Here is a 19,555-nt window from a genome sequence, read left to right as displayed (position 1 = left end):
GGCGCGGCCCGTGCGCGATGCTCACAGCTTGAAAAGCTTCTCCGCGTTGCCATGCGCGATCAGCGCGCGGTCGGCGGCCGAAACCGGAATCTGGTCCAGAAATGCGCGGGCCTTGGCCATCGATCCGTACGGATGATCGGCCGAGAACATGATGCGCGCGACCCCGATCTCGAGCAGCAGGTCGAGGAAGGTCGGCGGAAAATTGAAGCCGGCGAAGGTGTAGTGCAGATTGTCGCGCAGATAGGCGCTGACCGGGCGCTTGAGCTTGGTGAGCTCGACCGGCATCACGTCGACCCGCTGCATGAAGAACGGCAGGCCTTCGCCCATGTGGCCGATCACGACCTGAAGCCCGGGGAAACGATCGAACACGCCGCCGAGCACCATGCGCAGCACATGCACCGCGGTCTCGATGTGCCAGCCGAAGCCGGGGCCCGCCAGCATGTCGGTGACGATCGGCGCAAAGCCGCCGAACGAGGCGTCGATCACCGGCTTGGGCGGCTTGGTCGGATGCAGGTAGATCGGCGCGCCGAGCGATTCGGCAGCCTCAAGCACCGGCCAGAAGAATTTGTCGTCGAGGTATCGTCCGCGGTGGTGGCCGTTGATCACGGCGCCGGCAAAAGCCTGCCTGCTGATGCGGCGTTCCAGCTCCTTGGCAGCAGCGTCCGGCGTCGCGATCGGCAGCGCGGCGAAGCCGGACAATCTCTCCGGATACTTCGCGATCGCCTCGGCCAGTGCGTCATTGGTGTCGCGCGCGAGTGCCGCCGCCTCGGCGGCCTCGAGCTGCTCGACGCCGGGCGCTGTCAGCGAGAGCACTTGCATGTCGATGCCCGCTGCGTCCATCTGGGCGATCCGCTCGTCACCGAGATCGCAGAGATCGCGCATCAGCCGCTCGGCGCGGCCGCCGGCGGCTTGCCGTGCCTGCTCCTTGAGGTCGCGTCCCGGGCCATCGAGAAAGCCCGGGGTGGCGAAATGCTCTTCAAGCGTGATGGTGCGCATGGCCTTGATGCTCCGCGTCCGCCGGACGTCATCCCTCATCGGGAGTCACACGGCTTGTCGAAGCCTCGATCCGAATGGTGGCGATTTTTCGGGTGACGCTTTCACGACAGCGCGATGCCGATCGCGCGCAGCGTTGCGCTCGGCTCAAAACTCCAGCGCCGCATTGTCCACCACCTCCTTCATCACGAAGAAGGTGCGGGTCTGGCGTACGCCGGGCAATGCGATCAGCTGGTCGCCATGGATGCGCTTGAAGTCGTCGACGTCGCCGGCGCGGATCTTGAGGAAGTAGTCGAAATCACCGGCGACGAGGTGGCAGTCGAGCACGCATTTGAGTTTCGCCACCGCCTGCTCGAAAGTGGCAAAACTCTCCGGCGTCGAGCGGTCGAGCACGACGCCGACCATCACCAGCGTACCCTTGCCGAGCTTGCGCGGCGCCACCATGGCGCGGACACAGCTGACATAACCCTCGTCGAACAGCGCTTGGGTCCGGCGATGGCAGGTAGCGGGACTGACGCCGACCTGATCGGCCAGCTCGGCATTGCTGAGCCGGCCGTTCTTCTGCAGCAATCTCAACATCTTGAGGTCGATGCGGTCGAGTCGTGCCGCCATGGAAGGATCTCTCATTAATGGTCAATTTTATGAGGGAAAACATACCATGAGCGGCAAATCTGGCAATCTTCGGCAGATATGCGGGCGGAGTTAGAGAGCACCTTTCGTACCGCTGATGGTAGGTGTGGCCGCCGTTCCAGACCACCAAAGAGGATGCCAGCATGCTGGAGAAATTCGCGCGCTACCCGCTGACCTTCGGGCCGACCGCCATCGAGAAGCTCGATAGGCTGTCCAAGCATCTCGGCGGCAAGGTCGAGCTCTATGCCAAGCGCGAGGACTGCAATTCCGGGCTCGCCTATGGCGGCAACAAGCTGCGCAAGCTCGAATACATCATCCCCGACGCGATCGCCTCCAACGCCGACACGCTGGTCTCGATCGGCGGCGTGCAGTCGAACCACACCCGAATGGTTGCAGCGGTCGCGGCCAAGATCGGCATGAAGTGCCGGCTGGTGCAGGAGAGCTGGGTGCCGCACGAGGACGCCGTCTATGACCGCGTCGGCAACATCCTGCTGTCGCGCGTGATGGGCGCCGATGTGCGCCTGGTCGACGAAGGCTTCGACATCGGCATCCGCAAGAGCTGGGAGCAGGCGATCGAGGAGGTGAAAGCCTCGGGTGGCAAGCCCTACGCGATCCCGGCTGGCGCATCCGTGCACAAGTTCGGTGGGCTCGGCTATGTCGGCTTCGCCGAGGAGGTGCGCGCGCAGGAGCGCCAGCTCGGCGTCAAGTTCGACTACATTGTGGTCTGCACCGTGACCGGTTCGACCCATGCCGGCATGCTGGTCGGCTTCGCCGCCGACGGCCGCGCGCGCAACGTGATCGGCATCGACGGTTCGTTCACGCCCGCGCAGACCAAGGCGCAGGTGTTGTCGATCGCGCAGAACACCGCCAAGCTCGTCGAGCTCGGCCGCGACATTGTCGAGGATGATGTCGTGCTGATCGAGGACTATGCCTATCCCGCCTACGGCGTGCCGTCGGAGGAGACCAAGGAGGCGATCCGCCTCAGCGCGCGGCTCGAAGGCATGATCACCGATCCCGTCTATGAGGGGAAATCGATGCAGGGCATGATCGACCTGGTGCAGAAGGGCTATTTCCCGGCCGGATCGAAGGTGCTCTACGCGCATCTCGGTGGCGCCCCGGCGCTCAACGGCTACGCCTACGCGTTCCGCAACGGCTGAGGCATCGCGCGCCTGGTAGCCCGGATGCGCTCCATCCGGGCTACGTTCCATTTCCCCGAGTTACGTTCCATTTCCCGAGTAAGGTCGGCGTCAGCTTCTCTCGATATCCTGTCCGGGCCGGGCGAGTCGGGAGACCTTCGCGTGAGGATGATCAATGCGGCTGGCCGAGCCATCGCCGCGCTTGGCCTTGGCATCGTTGCCGTGGGGCATTGGTTCTGGACCTATCAGGGCCATGGCGCCGCCCTGCGCACCCGCCTGCTGGGGATGAATCACGCGGTCGAGCTGTACGCGGGCATCTTCCTGATCGGCGTCGGCGTCCACGCCCTCGCATCCCGCTACTGGTTCAGCGATCCAAACGAGCCGGCGCAATCCTCGGTGCGGGAGCCGCAGTAGCGGTCGACCCGCCTGCACCGCGGATGAAATACGTCTGGGTTGACATTTTAAGAACATAATAGGAACATTCCTGGTGTAACCTGAGGGTGTGGCGATGGCTGCATCCGCAGCGGTATTGCGCGGTGGCAGGACCAAAGGCCGGGCCGCGCACCACTTGCGGGCGAATTTCTTCGCCTCCTAAAATGGGTTGTGGCTGGGGAGTGCGCGTCATGAGAGTTGTGATCCGGGTGGCCGTTGTGGCCGCGTGGCTGTTTGCGTCTGCAACTCCTTCAAATGCCCGCGGTCCCTACGGCTCGATCACGGTCGGCAACTGGAAGGGCGGCGCCTTCACCGACGATAAGAGCGGTGCGTTCACGCATTGCTCGGCCGGCTCGACCTACCAGAGCGGAATCTACTTCGTGGTGGCGATTACCGCGAATGGAAGTTGGCGGCTCGGCTTTGCCCATGAGAGCTGGCGCCTGACGCCGGGCGAGGCCTTTCCGCTTGCGCTGACTTTCGACGGCCAGCCCGCGATCAATGTCTACGGCATGCCGCTCGGCACCCAGCTCGTCAATGTCGAGATGCCGGTGACCTCCAACCTGATCAATCAGTTCCGCAAGGCGCGCCAGATGACGGCGTTCGCGCAGGGACAGTTGTTTCAGTTCAACCTGAATCAAACCGGGCAATTGCTGCCCGCGTTGCTCAACTGCGTGGTTTCGGTGAAGAAGAACGGCGTCGCCGGTGCCGGGGAATTCGCGGTCGCGACAAAGCCTGCGGCCGCGCCGCCGCCGCCACAGGCTGCGGCACCCAACGCGCCGCTCGCGAAGCAGGCGCGATCGGGGACCGGCACCGGCTTCGTCGTCAGCGATGGTGGCCACGTCGTCACCAACCATCATGTCGTCGATGGTTGCAGCGAGATCACGGGCAATCTGAGCGGCGCGGCGGCGGTCAAATTGCGATTGGTGTCCGACGACGAGACCAACGATCTCGCGCTGCTGCAAGCGCCGAGCCCGTTCAAGGATGTCGCGAGCATCCGGCAGAACGCGATTCAGGTTGGCAACGGAGTCGTGGCTATCGGTTATCCCTATCATGGCCTGCTGACATCCGATTTCACCGTGACCACGGGCATCGTCTCTTCGCTGAGCGGTATCCTCAACGACACGCGTCATTTGCAGATCAGCGCCGCGGTGCAGCCCGGTAACAGCGGCGGACCGCTGTTCGATCTCGGCGGCGCCGTGGTCGGCGTGGTGGCCTCGAAGCTCGATGCGGTCAGGATGGCGCGGGCCACGGGATCGATCCCGGAAAACATCAACTTCGCCATCAAGACCGGCGCGCTGCGCGACTTCCTCGACAACAGCGCGGTGATGTACCGGACCGCTGAATGGCGCGACGGGACGAAGAAGGAGACGTCCGACATCGCCAAGAATGCACGCGGCTACACACTGTTGATCACCTGCACGGTGACCGAGCAGAGCGCGAACGCGAAACGGGGAAAGTGAGACCTCCGCTACTGCCTCTCCAGGTCCTTACGGCAGGGTGACTGTATATAGTTACCGGTCGCGTCTTTCCCGGCGAAAGTCGGGGCGGCCGCCGGCTACTTTGCATGGGGTTGTTTTCGATGTTTTGGCAATGCGCGCCTGCGCGTCGTCTGAGTCCGGATGGGACGAAGTCGAGCCCGATTGCGCGGCGCTCGTTACTCGAGCCGCCGCAGCGTGTGCACCGTGATCTCGGCCGGGCAGTTGAGCCGCACCGGCGCCAGGCTGGTGCCGGCACCAGCCGATGTGTATCCGGCGAGTTCGCCGAAGCGCCACGCGCCCCTGCCCATCCGGCGCGGCAGCCGCGCCTCCAGCTTGATTGCGATGCCGCCGGGCAGGCAGAGCTGGCCGCCATGGGTATGGCCGCTCAGCATCAGATCGAAGCCGGCCGCCGTCGCCGCGCGATAGGATTCCGGTGTGTGCGCGAGCAGGATCGAGTATGCGTCGCGCGGGATCGCCGCGGCCGCCTTCGGAATGTCGTCAGTGCGGTAGAAATGCGCGTCATCGATCCCGGCGAGATAGATCGTTGCGCCATCGCGCGCGATCGGCTCCTGCTCGTTGAACAGCATCCTGATGCCCATCGCCTCCAGCGCCGGCGTCATGCGGATGCTGTCGTGATTGCCGAGGATACCGTAGAGCGGCCGCTTGATCCGCGCGCAGAGCTCCCTCATCAGCGCAAGGCTGGTGTCGAACGGGCCGTACGTCTTGCCACGATAGTCGCCGGTCAAGACGCAGATGTCGCAGTCGATGTAGGGCACGATGTCGGCCAGATGCCGCATCGCGCCCTGACTGATGTCGGCGTGGAGGTCGCTGAGCTGCAGGATGGTGAAGCCGTCGAACGCCGGCGGCAGCTGCGCCGACGTCACCAGATTGCGCCGTACCTCGACCCGGTCGGCGTTGCGCCGGGCGCGGCCATGGAGGCCGGCGACCTTCAGCGCGGTCGTGACCACCCGCGGCGCCAGCTTCCAGTTCTCGACATTGAATACCAGCGTGCCCTGGCCGAACACCTGCTTCTCATGCGCAGCCTCGATGCCAAGCCGACGCACGACATGGTCCGCGCCGATCCGCTCGATCAATCCCTGCAACGCCGTGTCGGCCATCATCCCCCGTGCGGCCCGCGATGCGAAACGGCGCCCGGCGCGACACTATCATGCACCATCCTGCCGGGAATACCGCCGGCGATCAGACCATAGGAACCCGTTTGGCGGCGACCGCGGCCGGCGAGATCACCTCGATGTCGAGCGGCACCTGCCAGCGTTCGGTGAAGCGCACCTGCGGCGGCGCATTGCCGTTGCGTCCGCCCTGCAGCACGAAGCCGTCATAACCGGAATTCATCACCTCATTGCACTTCTGCACATAGATCGGGAAGCCGCCGATATAGGGCATGAACACGCGGGGACGGCCCGGGATGTTGGTCCCAACATACCAGGAGCTGCAGGTCGAGCGCAGCGAGACCGTAGAGACGTCGGTGACATGGGCGACCCAGGCGTCCTCGTCGTCGCGGACCGCCTCGATCGTGCCGGCGCCGATGTCACGCATGTGACCGAGGCAATCCGCCAGCCAGTCGACGTGCTGCTCGATCGCCTGGATCATGCTCGCGAGCACCGACGGGCTGCCGGGTCCGGTGATCATGAACAGGTTCGGAAAGCCCTCCGAGGCGAGGCCGAGATAGGCGCGCGGGCCGGCCCGCCATTTTTCGGCGAGCGTCTGTCCGCCGCGGCCGGTGATCGCGATCTTGTCGAACGAGCCGGTCATGGCGGCAAAGCCGGTGGCGGAGACGACAGCATCGAACTTGTGTTCGGTGCCGTCGACCATGATTCCCTCAGCCGTGAACCGCTCGATCGGCGTCTTCGACACGTCGACCAGCTTCACATGCGGAAGATTGTAGGTTTCGAAATAATTGGTGTCGACGCAGAGCCGCTTGCAGCCGAACACGTTCTGCGGGCACAGCAGATCGGCCGTCGCCGGGTCCTTGACGATGCCGCGGATCTTCTCGCGCGCGAAATCGGCGATGGTGTCGTTGGCCGCCTTCTCGAACAAGAGGTCGCCGAACGCGCCGAGGAAGGGCAGGCCGCCGCGCTGCCAGGCCTCCTCATAGAGCCGCTCGCGTTCCTGCTCGCTGGCCTGCAAGGCGGGCTGCGCGTTGAACAGGAAATAGAACCCGGTCGGCCGCGCACGCGCCTTGGCGCGCAGCTCCGGATAATGCGCTTTGGCTTCCTTCAAATATTCAGGCGACAGCTGCTCGTTCCACGCCGGCACCGACCACGTCGCCGTGCGCTGAAAGACCGTGAGCTCGGAGGCTTGCTGCGCGATGATCGGGATCGATTGGATCGCGGACGAGCCGGTGCCGATGACGCCGACGCGCAGGCCAGTGAAATCGACGCCCTCATGCGGCCATTCGCCGGTGTGATAGATCGGGCCGCGGAAATCCGCCATGCCGGGGAAGGCCGGACGGTTCGGCGCCGACAGGCAGCCGACCGCCATGATGCAGAACTTCGCCGTGACCCTGTCGCCGCGATCGGTCTCGATCGACCAGATTCCTGCCTTCTCGTCGAAGGTCGCCGCGGTGACGCGGGTGTCGAACACGATCTGGCTGCGCAGATCGAAGCGATCGGCGACATGATTGGCGTAGGCGAGAATTTCGGGCTGCGGAGAATATTTCTCCGACCAGCTCCAGTCCTGGTCGAGTTCCTCGGAGAACGAGAAGGAGTATTGCAGGCTCTCGACGTCGCAGCGCGCGCCGGGATAGCGATTCCAGTACCAGGTGCCGCCGACACCACCGCCGGCCTCATAGACCCGCGCGGTGAAGCCGAGCCCGCGCAGCCGGTGCAGCATGTACATGCCGGCGAAGCCTGCGCCGATCACCACGGCGTCGAACGATCCGGTTTCGGCAGGGCGCGCAGTCGTGCGCGCGGTGCTCTCTTGAGCCATGGTCGGTCTCATCCCTATGCTTTGTCTTCGGCCGCGCCTCGTTGGACACGGTGGGCAAAAGATTAGGGCTGTTGCGGCGCAGCCCGCAAGCACATGCGTTACCGCGCCGGGTATGGCTCCTATGCCGCGAGGCCGCTCGCTGCGGTATCCGGACGCTGCCTCATTCCAGGCGCTGCACCTTGCGCAGCGACGGGAACAACCACATCCAGAGCAGCGCAACCGCGACTGTGCCGATGCCGCCGATCAGCGCGGCCGGCACCGTGCCGAACAGCGCAGCGGTGATGCCGCTCTCGAATTCGCCGAGCTGGTTGGAGGCGTTCACGAACAGATAGTTCACGGCGCCGACGCGGCCGCGCATCTCGTCCGGCGTCGCGAGCTGCACCAGCGAGACGCGAATTACGACGCTGATCGTGTCGGCTGCGCCCATCGCGGCGAGCGCCAAGGCCGAGAGCCAGATCTCGCGCGACAGCGCGAACACGCAGATCGCAACGCCGAACGCGATCACGCCCTGGAACATGCGCAGGCCGACATGCTTCGAGATCGGATGCCGCGCCAGCACCGCGGTCATCGCGAGCGCGCCGACTGCCGGTGCGGCGCGCATCACGCCGAGTGCCCATGGCCCGGCATGCAGGATGTCGCGGGCATAGATCGGCAGCAGCGCGCTGGCGCCGCCGAGCAGCACCGCGAACAGATCGAGCGAGATGGTGCCGAGGATCGCCGGATTGTCGCGGACGAATTTGACGCCGGCGAACAACTGCCCGAGCGATGGCGGATCCGGCTCGGCGGCCGGCCGCTCCAGCCGGATCGCGCCGGAGAGGATTGCAGCGAGCAGCCAGAACGCCGCCATCACGGCGTAGGGCACGACCGGCGAGATCGCGTAAGCGAAGCCGCCGATCGCCGGACCTGTGACGATCGAGACCTGCCAGGCGCCGGTCGACAGCGCGGTGGCACGCTGCAGATGGCCCTCCGGCGCCACGGCCGGCAGCAGCGCCGAGGCGGCCGGGTCTCCGAATGCACTGGCGACACCGAACATAACCAGCACCAAGAAGATCTCGGGCACCGTCAGATCGCCGGCAAAGCTGCGCCAGCCGAGATAGGCGGCCCCCAGCCCCTGGATGATCTGGCAGGCCTGCACGACGCGGCGGCGATCGTAGCGATCGGCGGCGTGGCCGGCGATGAACACGAGCAGTGCGCTCGGGATGAATTGCACCAGCCCAACCAGGCCGAGATAGACCGCGCTGCCGGTCAGCGCATAGACCTGCCAGCCGATCGCGACCGTCGCGATCTGGTAGGCGAATTCGGAGAAGCCGCGTGACGCGACAAAAAACAAAAGCGGCGGATGGCGGAACAAATCGGCCGATGCAGCCGGGGATTGCGTGGACATGCGTCACGCATGGCGGAGCGTGTGATCGCAGTCAATAGGCCGCGCTTAGAGCTGCTTCAGGGTCCATCCGGCCTCCTCGTCGCAGCGATACAAACTGACATGGCCGGGACAAGTCCGGCCATGTCAGGACAATTCGTGCCTATGCATTCGCCAGGCTGGTCGCCGCCTCGCCGATGAAGGCGCTCACCTCGTCCGGCTTCGAGGCCAGCGATGCGTGGCTGGCAGCGAGCGTGATGATCTCGCGCGGATTCATCCGTTCCGACATCCGCTTCTGGTTGTCGGGGTTGATCATCCGGTCGTTGCTGGAGATCTGATACCACACTGGCTTCTTCCGCCACGCCGGCGTGGTGATGTTGTCGCCGAAGGTGCTGGCAAGCGGGGCCTTCTGCGTGACCGCCATCACCAGCGCCTCATCGGCGGGCAGGTCCTGGCAAAAACTCTCGTGAAACTTGTCGGGCTTGATCCAGAGATAGCCGTCGCTGTCCGGCGCGACATTGGCGATCGCCGCCGGCGGCAGTCCGGCGGTGATGGCGCCGGGGCTCTCGCCGGCGTCAGGCGCGAAGGCGGCGATGTAAACCAGGCCGACCACGTTCGGGAGGTCGCCGGCTTCGGTGATGACGGCGCCGCCATAGGAATGGCCGGCCAGCAGCACCGGACCGCTCTGCTGCTTGACCATCTTGCGCAGGCGTTCGGCGTCGTCGGCGAGCGAGGTCAGCGGCATCTCGACCGCTTGCAGACCGGTGTGACCCTTGCGCGAGAGCGCGACAATCACCTTGCTCCAGTGCGCCGCGCCTCCCCAGAATCCATGAACCAGAACGATCGTCGGCTTGCTGCTCATGCTCGGCTCCTCTGCTGGATCGGTTAAGGAAAACGCGATCAGGATGAGCGGGCATCCGGGCGCCGTCAACGAGACAAAGCGCGGCCGTATCGCGCCGACGTCACGATGGCGTCACCAACAGGAGGCAGACGGCGGTTGTTCAGTCGTCGTTGGACTTCACGATCCGGATCAGCTCGGCGCCGTAGTGCTCGAGCTTCTTGTCGCCGATCCCGGCGATGTTGCGCAGCTCGTTCAGCGTGTCCGGACGCATCGCAGCGATGCCGTCGATCGTCGAATCATGCAGCACTACATAGGCCGGCACGCCGCGCTGCCGCGCGACCTCCGAGCGCCAGGCGCGCAGTGCCGCGTGCAGCGCGGGGCTGGCGACCCCGCCCGGGCTGTCGGCTGCGGGCGCAAGCTCGCCGCGGCGCGACTTGCCGTGGATCGCGCGGTTGCGCGCGCCTTCCGGCTGCTCGCGGAGCATCACCGCGGTCTCGCCCTTCAGCACGCCGCGGGCGCTGTCGGTCAGTTTCAGCGCGCCGAAGGCGTCGCTGTCGGCGCGCAGATGGCCCATCGCCACCAGCTGGCGCAGCACCGCGCGCCATTGCTTCTCGTTGAGCTCGCGGCCGATGCCGAACACGGACAATTGGTCGTGGTTGAACTGCTTGACCCGCTCGGTCAGCCTCCCGACCAGCACGTCGATCAGGTGCATGGCGCCGAAGCGTTGCCCGGTGCGATAGACGCAGGACAACAGCTTCTGTGCGAGCACCTTGCCGTCGCGGACACGCGGCGGCGTCAGGCAGTTGTCGCAATTGCCGCAGCTTTCATCGCTGCGGGTCTCGCCGAAATAGCCGAGCAGGCGCTGCCGCCGGCAATGCACGGTCTCGGCCAGCGCGACCAGGGCGTCGAGCTTGCCGACCGAGACGCGCTTGAAGGCGTCGGAGCCGGTCGATTCATCGATCATGCGGCGCTGCTGCACGATGTCGGAGAGACCATAGGCCATCCATGCCGCTGACGGCTTGCCGTCGCGGCCGGCGCGTCCGGTCTCCTGGTAATAGGCCTCGATGCTCTTCGGCAGATCGAGATGCGCGACGAAACGCACATCGGGCTTATCGATGCCCATGCCGAACGCAACCGTTGCGACAATCACGAGGCCGTCCTCATTGAGGAAGCGGTCCTGATGCCGGGCGCGCACGCCGGCATCGAGCCCGGCATGATAGGGCAGCGCTGGAATGCCGGCCTCGCTGAGTGCCGCGGCGACGTCCTCGACCTTGGCACGCGACAGGCAATAGACCACGCCGGCGTCGCCGGCATGCCGATCCCTGATGAAGTTCTTCAGCTGCGTGGTCGCGTTCTGCTTGTCGACGATTTCGTAGCGGATGTTGGGCCGGTCGAAGCTCGCGACGAATTCCGGCGCGTCGGTGAGCTGGAGCCGCTCGGCGATCTCTTTTCGCGTCAGCGCATCCGCGGTCGCGGTCAGCGCGATGCGTGGTATCTTGGGGAAGCGCTCGGCGAGCGCGGACAGACCGATATATTCCGGGCGGAAATCGTGACCCCATTGCGACACGCAATGCGCCTCGTCGATCGCAAACAGGGCGATCTGCGCCTGGCTGAGCAGATTGAGACAGCGCGGCGTCAGCAGGCGTTCCGGCGCGACATAGAGCAGGTCGAGATCGCCTGATAGCAGCCGCCGTTCGACTTCGGAGGCTTCCTCATAGGACAGCGTCGAATTCAGCACCGCCGCGTTGACGCCGGCCTCGGTGAGGCCCGCGACCTGGTCGCGCATCAGCGCGATCAGCGGCGATACCACGATGCCGCAGCCGTCGCGCAGCAGCGCCGGCAGCTGGTAGCACAGCGACTTGCCGCCGCCGGTCGGCATCAGCACCAGGCAATTGCCGCCATCGGTGACGTGGCGGATGATCTTTTCCTGCGCGCCGCGGAAGCCCGACAGGCCGAATACGGAACTGAGCACGGACCGCGCGTCGCGGGGCGGAGCGGATACGCGATCGAGGGCGGGCTGGGCGGTCATGATCCCTTGCTTGATCCCTTGGGATTTCCCCGGATGTCCTTGGGGTCAACAGGCGGTGATCGAGGTCTTCTGGGCGAACGATACCGGAACGAAACGTGTTAATACACGTCCCAACAACAAACTCAATTCAGGCATGACGGGTCGGCGGCGGATCATCACAGGCATCGTCGCGATCGTGCTGGTTGCCGGCGCGGCGGCGGCCTTTGCGGTCGCCTGGCGGCCCCGGATCGCGGCCATTGCGCCTCCGCGGCCCGATACCTTCGATCCTGATATCGTCAAGCGCGGCCGCGATCTCGCGGCGATCGGCAATTGCAACACCTGCCATACCGTGCAGGGCGGCGCGAACTATGCCGGAGGGCTTCCGGTTCCGACGCCGTTCGGTACCATCTTCTCATCGAACATCACGCCCGATGCCGAAACTGGCATCGGGGGCTGGCCGGAGGAGGCCTTTGTCCGCGCGATGCGCTCCGGCGTCGGCCGCGACGGTCGGCACCTCTACCCGACCTTCCCCTATGACCATTTCACCAACGTCTCCGAGGCGGACGACCGTGCGCTGTATGCGTTCCTGATGACGCGACAGCCGGTCCACGCCTTGCCGCCGGCGAATCAGCTGGCGTTTCCATTGAACTATCGGCCGCTGATCGCCGGCTGGAAGCTGCTGTATCTCCGCGCCGGCGATGTGCCTTCCGACGCGGCGAAGGGCGCGGAGTGGAACCGAGGCGCCTATCTGGTGGAGGGGCTCGCGCATTGCGGCGCCTGCCACACGCCACGCAACGCGCTCGGCGCCGAGCGGGTGAATGCGCAGTTTGCCGGCGGCGACGTCGACAATTGGCACGCCTATGCGCTGAACGATTCTTCGTACGCCCCGGTGCGGTGGACCGCCGACGCGCTGTACGCCTATCTGCGCCATGGCTGGCACAGCGATCACGGCACCGCGCGCGGGCCGATGGCCGAAGTGGTCGGCAATCTGGCGTCGGTGCCGGATACCGATGTGCGGGCGATTGCCGTTTACATGGCCGACATCTCGGGCGCGCCGGCGCCGGATCGCAAGCCGCTCGCGGATGCTGTGACGCAATCGACCTCGGCGGACGCCGCGCAGGCCAACGCCGCAGGCGCGGCAATCTATGCTGCGACCTGCGCTTCCTGCCATGAGGGCAACCGCGCGCTGCCCTATGGCGGCGTCAACCTCGCGCTCAGCACGGCGATCGCGAGCCCCGATCCGCGCAATATGCTCAACATCGTGCTGTCGGGCATCGGCGCCGTCGCGGGCGAGCGCAGCCCGATCATGCCGGGCTTCGCGGCCAGCATCGATGATGCGCAGACGGTCGCGCTGGCGAATTATCTGCGCGCCAGGTTCGGCAAACGGCCGGCGTGGAGCGATCTCGACAAGGCCGTGCGCGACGCACGGGCGGTACAGGCCGCGTCGCTTGTGGCGCGCGATGCGCCGACCGACTCCAGACAACGAGGCAAGCCATGACGATGGTGAAGGTCAATGGCAGGGATCATCAGGTCGACGCCGACCCGGATACGCCGCTGCTTTACGTGCTGCGCGATGATCTTGCGCTCAATGCCGCGAAGTTCGGCTGCGGGCTCGGGCAATGTGGCGCCTGCACCGTGATCGTCGACGGCAAGGCGGTGCTGTCCTGCGTCACGCCGCTGCTGCTCGTCGAGGGCAAGCAGGTGACGACGCTGGAAGGGCTCGGCACCGTGGCCGCGCCGGCGCCGATCCAGCGCGCCTTCATGGAAGAGCAGGCCGCGCAGTGCGGTTACTGCATCGCCGGGATGATGATGCGGGCGCAGGCGCTGTTGATGCGCAACCCGAAACCCTCGGATGCGCAGATCCGCGCCGAGCTGGAGCCGCATCTGTGCCGCTGCGGCACTCATATGCGCATCCTGCGCGCGGTGCATCGCGCTGCCAGGCTGATGGATACGGTCGACGCCGCAAGCGACAGGAGCATCCGATGACCGCGCCGGTGGTTCTCGATCGCCGCAGCGTGCTGGCCGGTGGCGGCGCGCTGATCGTCAGCTTCTCGCTGCGTCATGCGGTGGCGCAGGAGAAGGCAGCGCAGGGGCCGAAGCTGCCGGGTAGTCTCGCGACCTCACCCAATCTGGATTCCTGGATCCGGATCGATGCCGACGGCCAGATCACGGCCTTCACCGGCAAGGCCGAACTCGGCCAGGGATTCAAGACTGCGTTCCAGCAGATCGCCGCCGAGCAGCTCGATATTCCCTTCGATGCGCTGAAGGTGATCACCGCCGACACGAAACTCACGGCGAACGAGGGCTACACATCAGGCAGCCATTCGATGCAGGACAGCGGCACCGCGATCCTGCATGCCGCTGCGCAAGCGCGTGCGCTGCTGGTTGCGGAAGCGGCAAAGCGTTTCGACCTGCCGCCCGACGGATTGCGAACCGAGAACGCCGCGGTTATCGCCCCCGATGGTCGCCGCCTGAGCTATGGCGAACTCGTTGCCGCGAACATGCTGCATGTCCAGGCGCAGCCGACTTCGGGCCTGAAGGATCCGGCGAGCTTCAAGGTAATGGGTCAGCCGGTGCCGCGCGTCGACATTCCGGCGAAGGTCACTGGCGGCGCGGCCTATGTGCAAGACATGCGGCTACCCGGCATGGTGCACGCGCGGGTGGTGCGTCCGCCTAGCTACGGCGCACAGCTGATCGAATGCGACACCGCCGCGATCGAGAAAATGCCCGGTGTGATTGGAATCGTGCGCGACGGCAATTTCGTCGCGGTGGTGGCCGAGAAGGAGTTTTTGGCGGTCAAGGCGATGCACGCGCTAGCGGCCGCAGCGAAGTGGCGGGAAAGCGCGAAGCTGCCGAACCAGCACGATCTCGCGGGCATGCTGACTGCGCTGCCGTCGCAGGATTTTGCGATCTTCGAGCGCGGCAACCCGGCGGTGAGCGGCGCGACATCGCTCGAAGCCACTTACACGCGGCCCTACCAGTCGCACGGTTCGATCGGGCCATCCTGCGCGGTCGCGCATTTCGTCGACGGCGCGATGACGGTGTGGACGCACACGCAAGGCGTCTATCCGGACCGCCAGGCGATCGCCGAGATGCTCGGCATGCCACAATCGAGCGTCCGCCTGATCCATGTCGAGGGCTCCGGCTGCTACGGCCACAACGGCGCCGATGACGCCGCGGCCGATGCCGCGCTGATTGCCCGTGCGCTCCCCGGGCGCCCAATTCGGGTGCAGTGGATGCGCGAGCAGGAGCACGGCTGGGAGCCGTATGGTCCGGCGATGGTGACGAAGCTGAGCGCGTCGCTGGATGGCAATGGCAAGATCGCCGACTGGAACTTTGCGGTGTGGAGCAACACCCATTCGATGCGGCCGGGCGGCGCCGGCTCGCTGCTCGCGGCCCAGCACATGGCGCGATCGTTCGCGGTGCCTGCGCCAAGGCCGTTGCCGCTTCCCGAAGGCGGTGGCGATCGCAACGCGATCCCGATCTACAATTTCCCGAATGCGCATGTGACGCATCACTTCATTCCAGCCATGCCGCTGCGGATCTCTGCGATGCGCGCACTCGGTGCCTATCACAACGTGTTCTCGATCGAGAGTTTTATGGATGAGCTGGCCGATCTCGCCGAAGCCGATCCGGTCGAATTCCGCTTGAAACATCTCGACGATCAGCGCGGCCGCGCGGTGGTCGAGAAGGCGGCCCAGGAATTCGGCTGGAAGCCGGGCGAGAGGGCGCCGCAAAACCGCGGCTACGGCTTTGCGTTCGCGCGCTACAAGAACCTTGCCGCTTATTGCGCCATCGCCTCCGAAGTGGAGGTCGATCGCGAAACCGGGCGCGCCCGGCTGGTGCGCGCGGTTGCGGCTGTCGATGCCGGCCAGGTCGTCAATCCCGATGGCATCACCAACCAGATCGAGGGCGCGATCGTGCAGTCGACGAGCTGGACGCTCTATGAGAGCGTCACGTTCGACGAGGTTGGGATCACCAGCATCGACTGGCAGACCTATCCGATCCTGCGCTTCGATGCTGTACCCGACAGCATCAGTGTCCACATCATCAATCGCCCCGGCCAGCCGTTCCTCGGCAGCGGCGAGACCGGGCAGGGCCCGGCCGCCGCGTCGCTGGCCAATGCCATTGCGCACGCGACCAGCAAGCGGCTGCGCAACCTGCCGCTTAGCCGCAAGCGGATCAAGGATGCGATCGATGCGTAGCGCGTTTTCGAGCGAAGTGGACGCCGGCTCGCGTGAAGAAAACGCGTCAGAAGAGTAATATCAGGATGTTGCCGCGGGTGGCGTTGGGGGAGGCGTCATCGGCTCGACCTTGTAAGACGTCGGCAGGTTGATCGGCTTGTAGGTCGCATCCTTCTCCATCCGCTCCAGCACCGAGGCATGGATGGTTGCACCTTCCGGGATCGGCCGCGGCTCGCCGCGTGGCAAATAGAAGCCGAGGAAGGATTTCCGCTCCGGCCATTCCTTCCATTTGTCGCGCTTCGGAATCCACTCCAGGATTTCCCAGGCGGCGGTCAGCGAGTTGTGCAGCGGCGCGGTAGCGCTCGGCGGCACATAGTCGTGGGCGTGCTGCGGCAACGGCATCCCCCAGGCGAGATGGTCGATCAGCGCCTGGTCCATATGCAGCCCGGCGGCCTTGGCCTGCTCGAGCATCCAGATCAGCGGAAACTTCGACGGCCCGCTCTGATCCTCGGGATAGCCGCCGCCGACGTCGGAGTGCACGCCGGCGAACCAGACCTGGCCGATGTCCTGCTCCACCGCTGTCGCCGGATCGAACGGATCGGAACGGAATTTCTGCGGTTCGATCCAGCGATTGAGGCGGAACATGCGCCTGCGCTCGTCGATCGAAATCGCCTGGCGGAAACGCCTGACGCTGGAATTGGTCCGGGTGAACAGCAGCGTCTGTAGGTCGAACAGGAAGTTGTCCTGTCGCGGCACGATAATCGAGGCGACCGTGTCCCAGACCCCGACGAACTCGATGTCGATGTTGCGGCCGCCGGCGATCTGGCTGAAATGCCAGACTTCCTTCAGGGGCGCGGGGTCAAGCGTGCCGTCGGACTTCTGGGCATCGGAGCTGGCCTTCTTGTAGGTGCCGAAGGCGTAGCCGGCGAGATCCAGCTGGTCGACCGGCAACAGGCCCATCACATGGACGAAGGCCGCCAGCACACGCACGGTGTAGGCGCCGCGGCTGAAGCCGAACATCCAGACCCGGTCGCCCGGCTCCCACAGCCGGCACAGAAACTGGTAGGCGTCGAGTGTATCCTTATCGAGGCCGGCGCCGAAGGCCAGCCCGAACAGGCCGCGCACCTCTTGCTTGAAGCGGCCCCAGCTGCTCTGCAGGCCGACCGTGCCGAGACCCGGATGATAGTAGATCCGCTGCCGGCCATCCTTGTCGGCGACGCGGAACAGCTTCAACACGTTGGAAATATTGGCGCCGATCTCGTTGCCGGTGCCGTCGCACATAATGACAATGTCTTTCGGCATCCGTTGCCCCTGCGGTCGCCGTGAAAATTCGCGACCGTAATGTACGGCGGAATACGGGTGAGGTTCAATCTCCAATTGAATACGGCTCTGTGTACGCGGCGTGACCTTTGGCGCGTTGGTGCCGGTATCGGCCTCGTACGCGTCTCTCACCGCGATCCGCAGAATTCAATTGCAACACTTCGGAAAAGGTGGAAATCTCACCGGCACTCATTGCTGTACTGCGTTGATTTTTCTCCCGTTCAGGGATTTCGCCGGTGCGCGCGATCATCTTGCCTGCTGCTCTTCGCAGCGTCCTCAACACGGACAGGAACGGATCGGCATGAGCCACCAAGGCCTCGTGACGATCATTCTCGCGGGTCTGGTGGTGATTGCGTTCGGATTGTTCTGGTGGGTCGGCCGCTACTCCGATCGCGTATTTGCAGGCAGGTTCCCGACCCGCTTTCCGGAGAAGACGCTGAGCTACAGCGGTGTCCAGCTTGCTGCGCTGGTGCAATCCAAACTGCGGATGAAGTATGTCTTCCCGATCCTGTTTCCGCTCGATCTCATCGTCATGCTCGCGCTGGCGGGGGCGATGGGTGCTGCGTCATCGCACTGGCTCAATCAGATCTATCCGTCCGCGGCGTGGCTCGGCTTGGTCGTGCCGGCGGTCTATCTGCTCAGTGACCTGATCGAGGATTGCCTTTTGGCCTGGCTGCTGCTGCACGGCAACCCGAACGCAGCGGCGCGCTCCGTCTCGGTGCTGAAGGCGATCACGACGATCAAGCTGGTCAGTGTTTCCGCCTCGATCGCGCTCACGCTGATTGCATTCGTCGGGTGGCTATTCCACAGCGAGTCGCTTGCCATCTAGGCCGCGCGGCGAAGCGACCTACTGATAAGTCGCGACGATGTCGGACACGGCGCGCTCGAGCTGCTGCGCGGTCGCGCATTGCCGCACCACGGTGCAGAAGGTCGCATAGCGCGGCATCTCGGAATCGCCGAAACCCCAGACCATGCGGCCCTCGGGGTTGAGCCAGACCAGCCGCTTCGACCGCTCGCCGATGCGGCGCAGGATGTCGGCGCGCGGGTCGAGGTTGTTGCTGCGGGCATCGCCGAGCACGATCACGGTGGTCTGCGGCGTGATCGCGCTCATCCAATTGTCCTCGAAATCGGCGAAGGAATTGCCGTAGTCGGACGAGCCGAAGCCGACCTTGGACATGATCTCCTTCATCGCCTCTTCCGGCGAGTTCGATTCCAGGATGTCGCTGACCTCGATCAAATGGCCCGAGAACGCGAACGAGCGGACGTCGTCGACCACCTCGTGCAGGCTGTGGATCAGGAGCAGGAAGAAGTCCGAGACGCGGGCGACCGAACCGGAGACGTCGCACAGGGCCACGATCTTCGGCCGGTCGCGATGCTTGCGCTTCCAGGCGGTGAGGAACGGCACGCCGCCCCAGGCCGCGTTCCGGCGCAGCGTGCGGCGGACGTCGAGATGGCCGCGGCGCTGGCGCTTGCGCGGCTTCGAGTAGCGCTCGCGCAGCCGGCGCGCGATCTGGCGGATCAACGTCCGCATTTGCTCGACCTGCCGCGGCTCGATCCGCGCCAGCGGTGCGTTGCGCAGGATCTCGTTGCGCAGATTCTCGGCTTCCTCGCGCCCGTACAGCAGCAGGGCTTGCGAGACGGCGTCGCGAACGGTGCCGCGCAGGCCGTTGAGCGCCTCCTGCAACCGTTCGGCGAGTGCCGGATTGCGTGTGGTCTGCTCGTCGATGTCGTCGCGCAGTCGCTGGATGCCCATCGCATCGAGGATGCGAGTCTGGAAGATGCCACGCTGGGTGAAGTAGCGGATGTCGGGCAGCGAGGCGGCGCCGGAGGCGTTGGCGATCGCCGTCGAGATCGCGGAGCGATCCTGCGACAGCAGCATCTGCGCCAGTGGCCCGACATCGGCGTCGGCGGCGCCGCCTGCCGTGTCGCCGTGCTCGTCGGCAGACGGGTTGGCGCCGGATTCGCTGTTGTCGTCGGTCTTGTTCTGCTCGGCGTTCTCCTGCTGCGGTTCGGGCTGGCTGAAGAACAGATCGAAGCATTCGCCGAGCGCGCGCTTCTCGTCCTGGGTCTTGGCCAGCGTCAGCAGGAAGGTGTCGCGCAGGATGTCGCGATCATTAAAGCCGACTTGTGCGACGGCCCGCATCGCATCGATGCTTTCGGCCGGCGAGACCCGGACCCCGGCTCCCCGCGCCGCACGAAAGAAGCGATGCAGGTTCTCGCGCAT

Annotated in this window: 16 protein-coding genes; 7 read left to right on the top strand and 9 right to left on the bottom strand. The window is 65.4% G+C overall.

All coding sequences use genetic code 11. From position 1 onward, the window contains the following. Positions 1 to 21: 21 nt before the first annotated feature. Together JQ616_RS06230 and JQ616_RS06225 are read right to left on the bottom strand one after the other, a co-directional pair. On the bottom strand, positions 22 to 996 hold the full coding sequence (locus JQ616_RS06230; protein WP_212012991.1) for an amidohydrolase family protein: 975 nt from the start codon (positions 994 to 996) through the stop codon (positions 22 to 24). A 144-nt stretch (positions 997 to 1,140) separates the two neighbouring features. Continuing rightward, positions 1,141 to 1,605 (bottom strand): Lrp/AsnC family transcriptional regulator, encoded by a 465-nt coding sequence (locus JQ616_RS06225; protein ID WP_212012989.1) that lies wholly within the window; start codon positions 1,603 to 1,605, stop codon positions 1,141 to 1,143. 161 nt (positions 1,606 to 1,766) lie between these two features. Between JQ616_RS06225 and JQ616_RS06220 the strand changes: the two genes are divergently transcribed. From JQ616_RS06220 to JQ616_RS06210, 3 genes are all read left to right on the top strand, one after another. Further along, positions 1,767 to 2,780 (top strand): 1-aminocyclopropane-1-carboxylate deaminase, encoded by a 1,014-nt coding sequence (locus JQ616_RS06220; protein ID WP_212012988.1) that lies wholly within the window; start codon positions 1,767 to 1,769, stop codon positions 2,778 to 2,780. Between the two features lie 147 nt (positions 2,781 to 2,927). Continuing rightward, entirely contained in the window at positions 2,928 to 3,173 is a 246-nt protein-coding gene (locus JQ616_RS06215) for a hypothetical protein (RefSeq protein WP_249136547.1), read from the top strand. 209 nt (positions 3,174 to 3,382) lie between these two features. Beyond that, the gene (locus JQ616_RS06210; protein ID WP_212012986.1) at positions 3,383 to 4,651 is read left to right on the top strand and encodes a S1C family serine protease; all 1,269 of its coding nucleotides are present in this window, start codon (positions 3,383 to 3,385) and stop codon (positions 4,649 to 4,651) included. 194 nt (positions 4,652 to 4,845) lie between these two features. Here JQ616_RS06210 and JQ616_RS06205 read toward each other — a convergent pair whose 3' ends face one another. From JQ616_RS06205 to recQ, 5 genes are all read right to left on the bottom strand, one after another. Next, the gene (locus JQ616_RS06205; protein WP_212013165.1) at positions 4,846 to 5,787 is read right to left on the bottom strand and encodes a metallophosphoesterase; all 942 of its coding nucleotides are present in this window, start codon (positions 5,785 to 5,787) and stop codon (positions 4,846 to 4,848) included. 82 nt (positions 5,788 to 5,869) lie between these two features. Then, positions 5,870 to 7,618: a flavin-containing monooxygenase gene (locus JQ616_RS06200; RefSeq protein ID WP_212012984.1), complete on the bottom strand. Its 1,749-nt coding sequence runs from the start codon at positions 7,616 to 7,618 to the stop codon at positions 5,870 to 5,872. A 160-nt stretch (positions 7,619 to 7,778) separates the two neighbouring features. Beyond that, complete coding sequence (locus JQ616_RS06195; RefSeq protein WP_212012982.1) at positions 7,779 to 9,002, bottom strand: MFS transporter; 1,224 nt, start codon at positions 9,000 to 9,002, stop codon at positions 7,779 to 7,781. A 139-nt stretch (positions 9,003 to 9,141) separates the two neighbouring features. Continuing rightward, positions 9,142 to 9,840 carry an alpha/beta hydrolase gene (locus tag JQ616_RS06190; protein ID WP_212012980.1) on the bottom strand — a complete coding sequence of 233 codons (699 nt, stop codon included), beginning with the start codon at positions 9,838 to 9,840 and terminating at the stop codon, positions 9,142 to 9,144. A gap of 139 nt (positions 9,841 to 9,979) precedes the next feature. Then, entirely contained in the window at positions 9,980 to 11,848 is a 1,869-nt protein-coding gene (recQ, locus tag JQ616_RS06185; protein WP_212012978.1) for a DNA helicase RecQ, read from the bottom strand. 133 nt (positions 11,849 to 11,981) lie between these two features. Here recQ and JQ616_RS06180 point away from each other — a divergent pair, with 133 nt between their 5' ends. Genes JQ616_RS06180 through JQ616_RS06170 form a run of 3 tightly spaced genes read left to right on the top strand, consistent with a single transcriptional unit; the run spans position 11,982 to position 16,032 of the window. Further along, complete coding sequence (locus JQ616_RS06180; RefSeq protein ID WP_212012976.1) at positions 11,982 to 13,325, top strand: cytochrome c; 1,344 nt, start codon at positions 11,982 to 11,984, stop codon at positions 13,323 to 13,325. Continuing rightward, positions 13,322 to 13,813 carry a (2Fe-2S)-binding protein gene (locus JQ616_RS06175; protein WP_212012974.1) on the top strand — a complete coding sequence of 164 codons (492 nt, stop codon included), beginning with the start codon at positions 13,322 to 13,324 and terminating at the stop codon, positions 13,811 to 13,813. Before JQ616_RS06180 ends, JQ616_RS06175 begins: the two co-directional genes overlap by 4 nt. Beyond that, positions 13,810 to 16,032, top strand: a complete 2,223-nt coding sequence (locus JQ616_RS06170; protein WP_212012972.1) for a xanthine dehydrogenase family protein molybdopterin-binding subunit — start codon at positions 13,810 to 13,812, stop codon at positions 16,030 to 16,032. Before JQ616_RS06175 ends, JQ616_RS06170 begins: the two co-directional genes overlap by 4 nt. Before the next feature lie 60 nt (positions 16,033 to 16,092). Here the strand turns inward: JQ616_RS06170 and JQ616_RS06165 are convergent, their stop codons facing one another. Further along, positions 16,093 to 17,313 carry a DUF2235 domain-containing protein gene (locus JQ616_RS06165; protein WP_212012971.1) on the bottom strand — a complete coding sequence of 407 codons (1,221 nt, stop codon included), beginning with the start codon at positions 17,311 to 17,313 and terminating at the stop codon, positions 16,093 to 16,095. 319 nt (positions 17,314 to 17,632) lie between these two features. On the opposite strand from JQ616_RS06165, the gene JQ616_RS06160 reads away from it, so the two are divergent. Beyond that, complete coding sequence (locus JQ616_RS06160; RefSeq protein WP_249136413.1) at positions 17,633 to 18,160, top strand: hypothetical protein; 528 nt, start codon at positions 17,633 to 17,635, stop codon at positions 18,158 to 18,160. Positions 18,161 to 18,178: 18 nt separating this feature from the next. Here JQ616_RS06160 and JQ616_RS06155 read toward each other — a convergent pair whose 3' ends face one another. Then, on the bottom strand, positions 18,179 to 19,555 hold the full coding sequence (locus tag JQ616_RS06155) for a vWA domain-containing protein (protein ID WP_212012970.1): 1,377 nt from the start codon (positions 19,553 to 19,555) through the stop codon (positions 18,179 to 18,181).

Source organism: Bradyrhizobium tropiciagri, from assembly GCF_018130545.1.
GTDB classification, from domain to species: Bacteria; Pseudomonadota; Alphaproteobacteria; order Rhizobiales; family Xanthobacteraceae; genus Bradyrhizobium; species Bradyrhizobium tropiciagri_A.
Note: the sequence above shows the minus strand (reverse complement) of the source record. Positions and strands in the feature narration are given on the sequence as shown.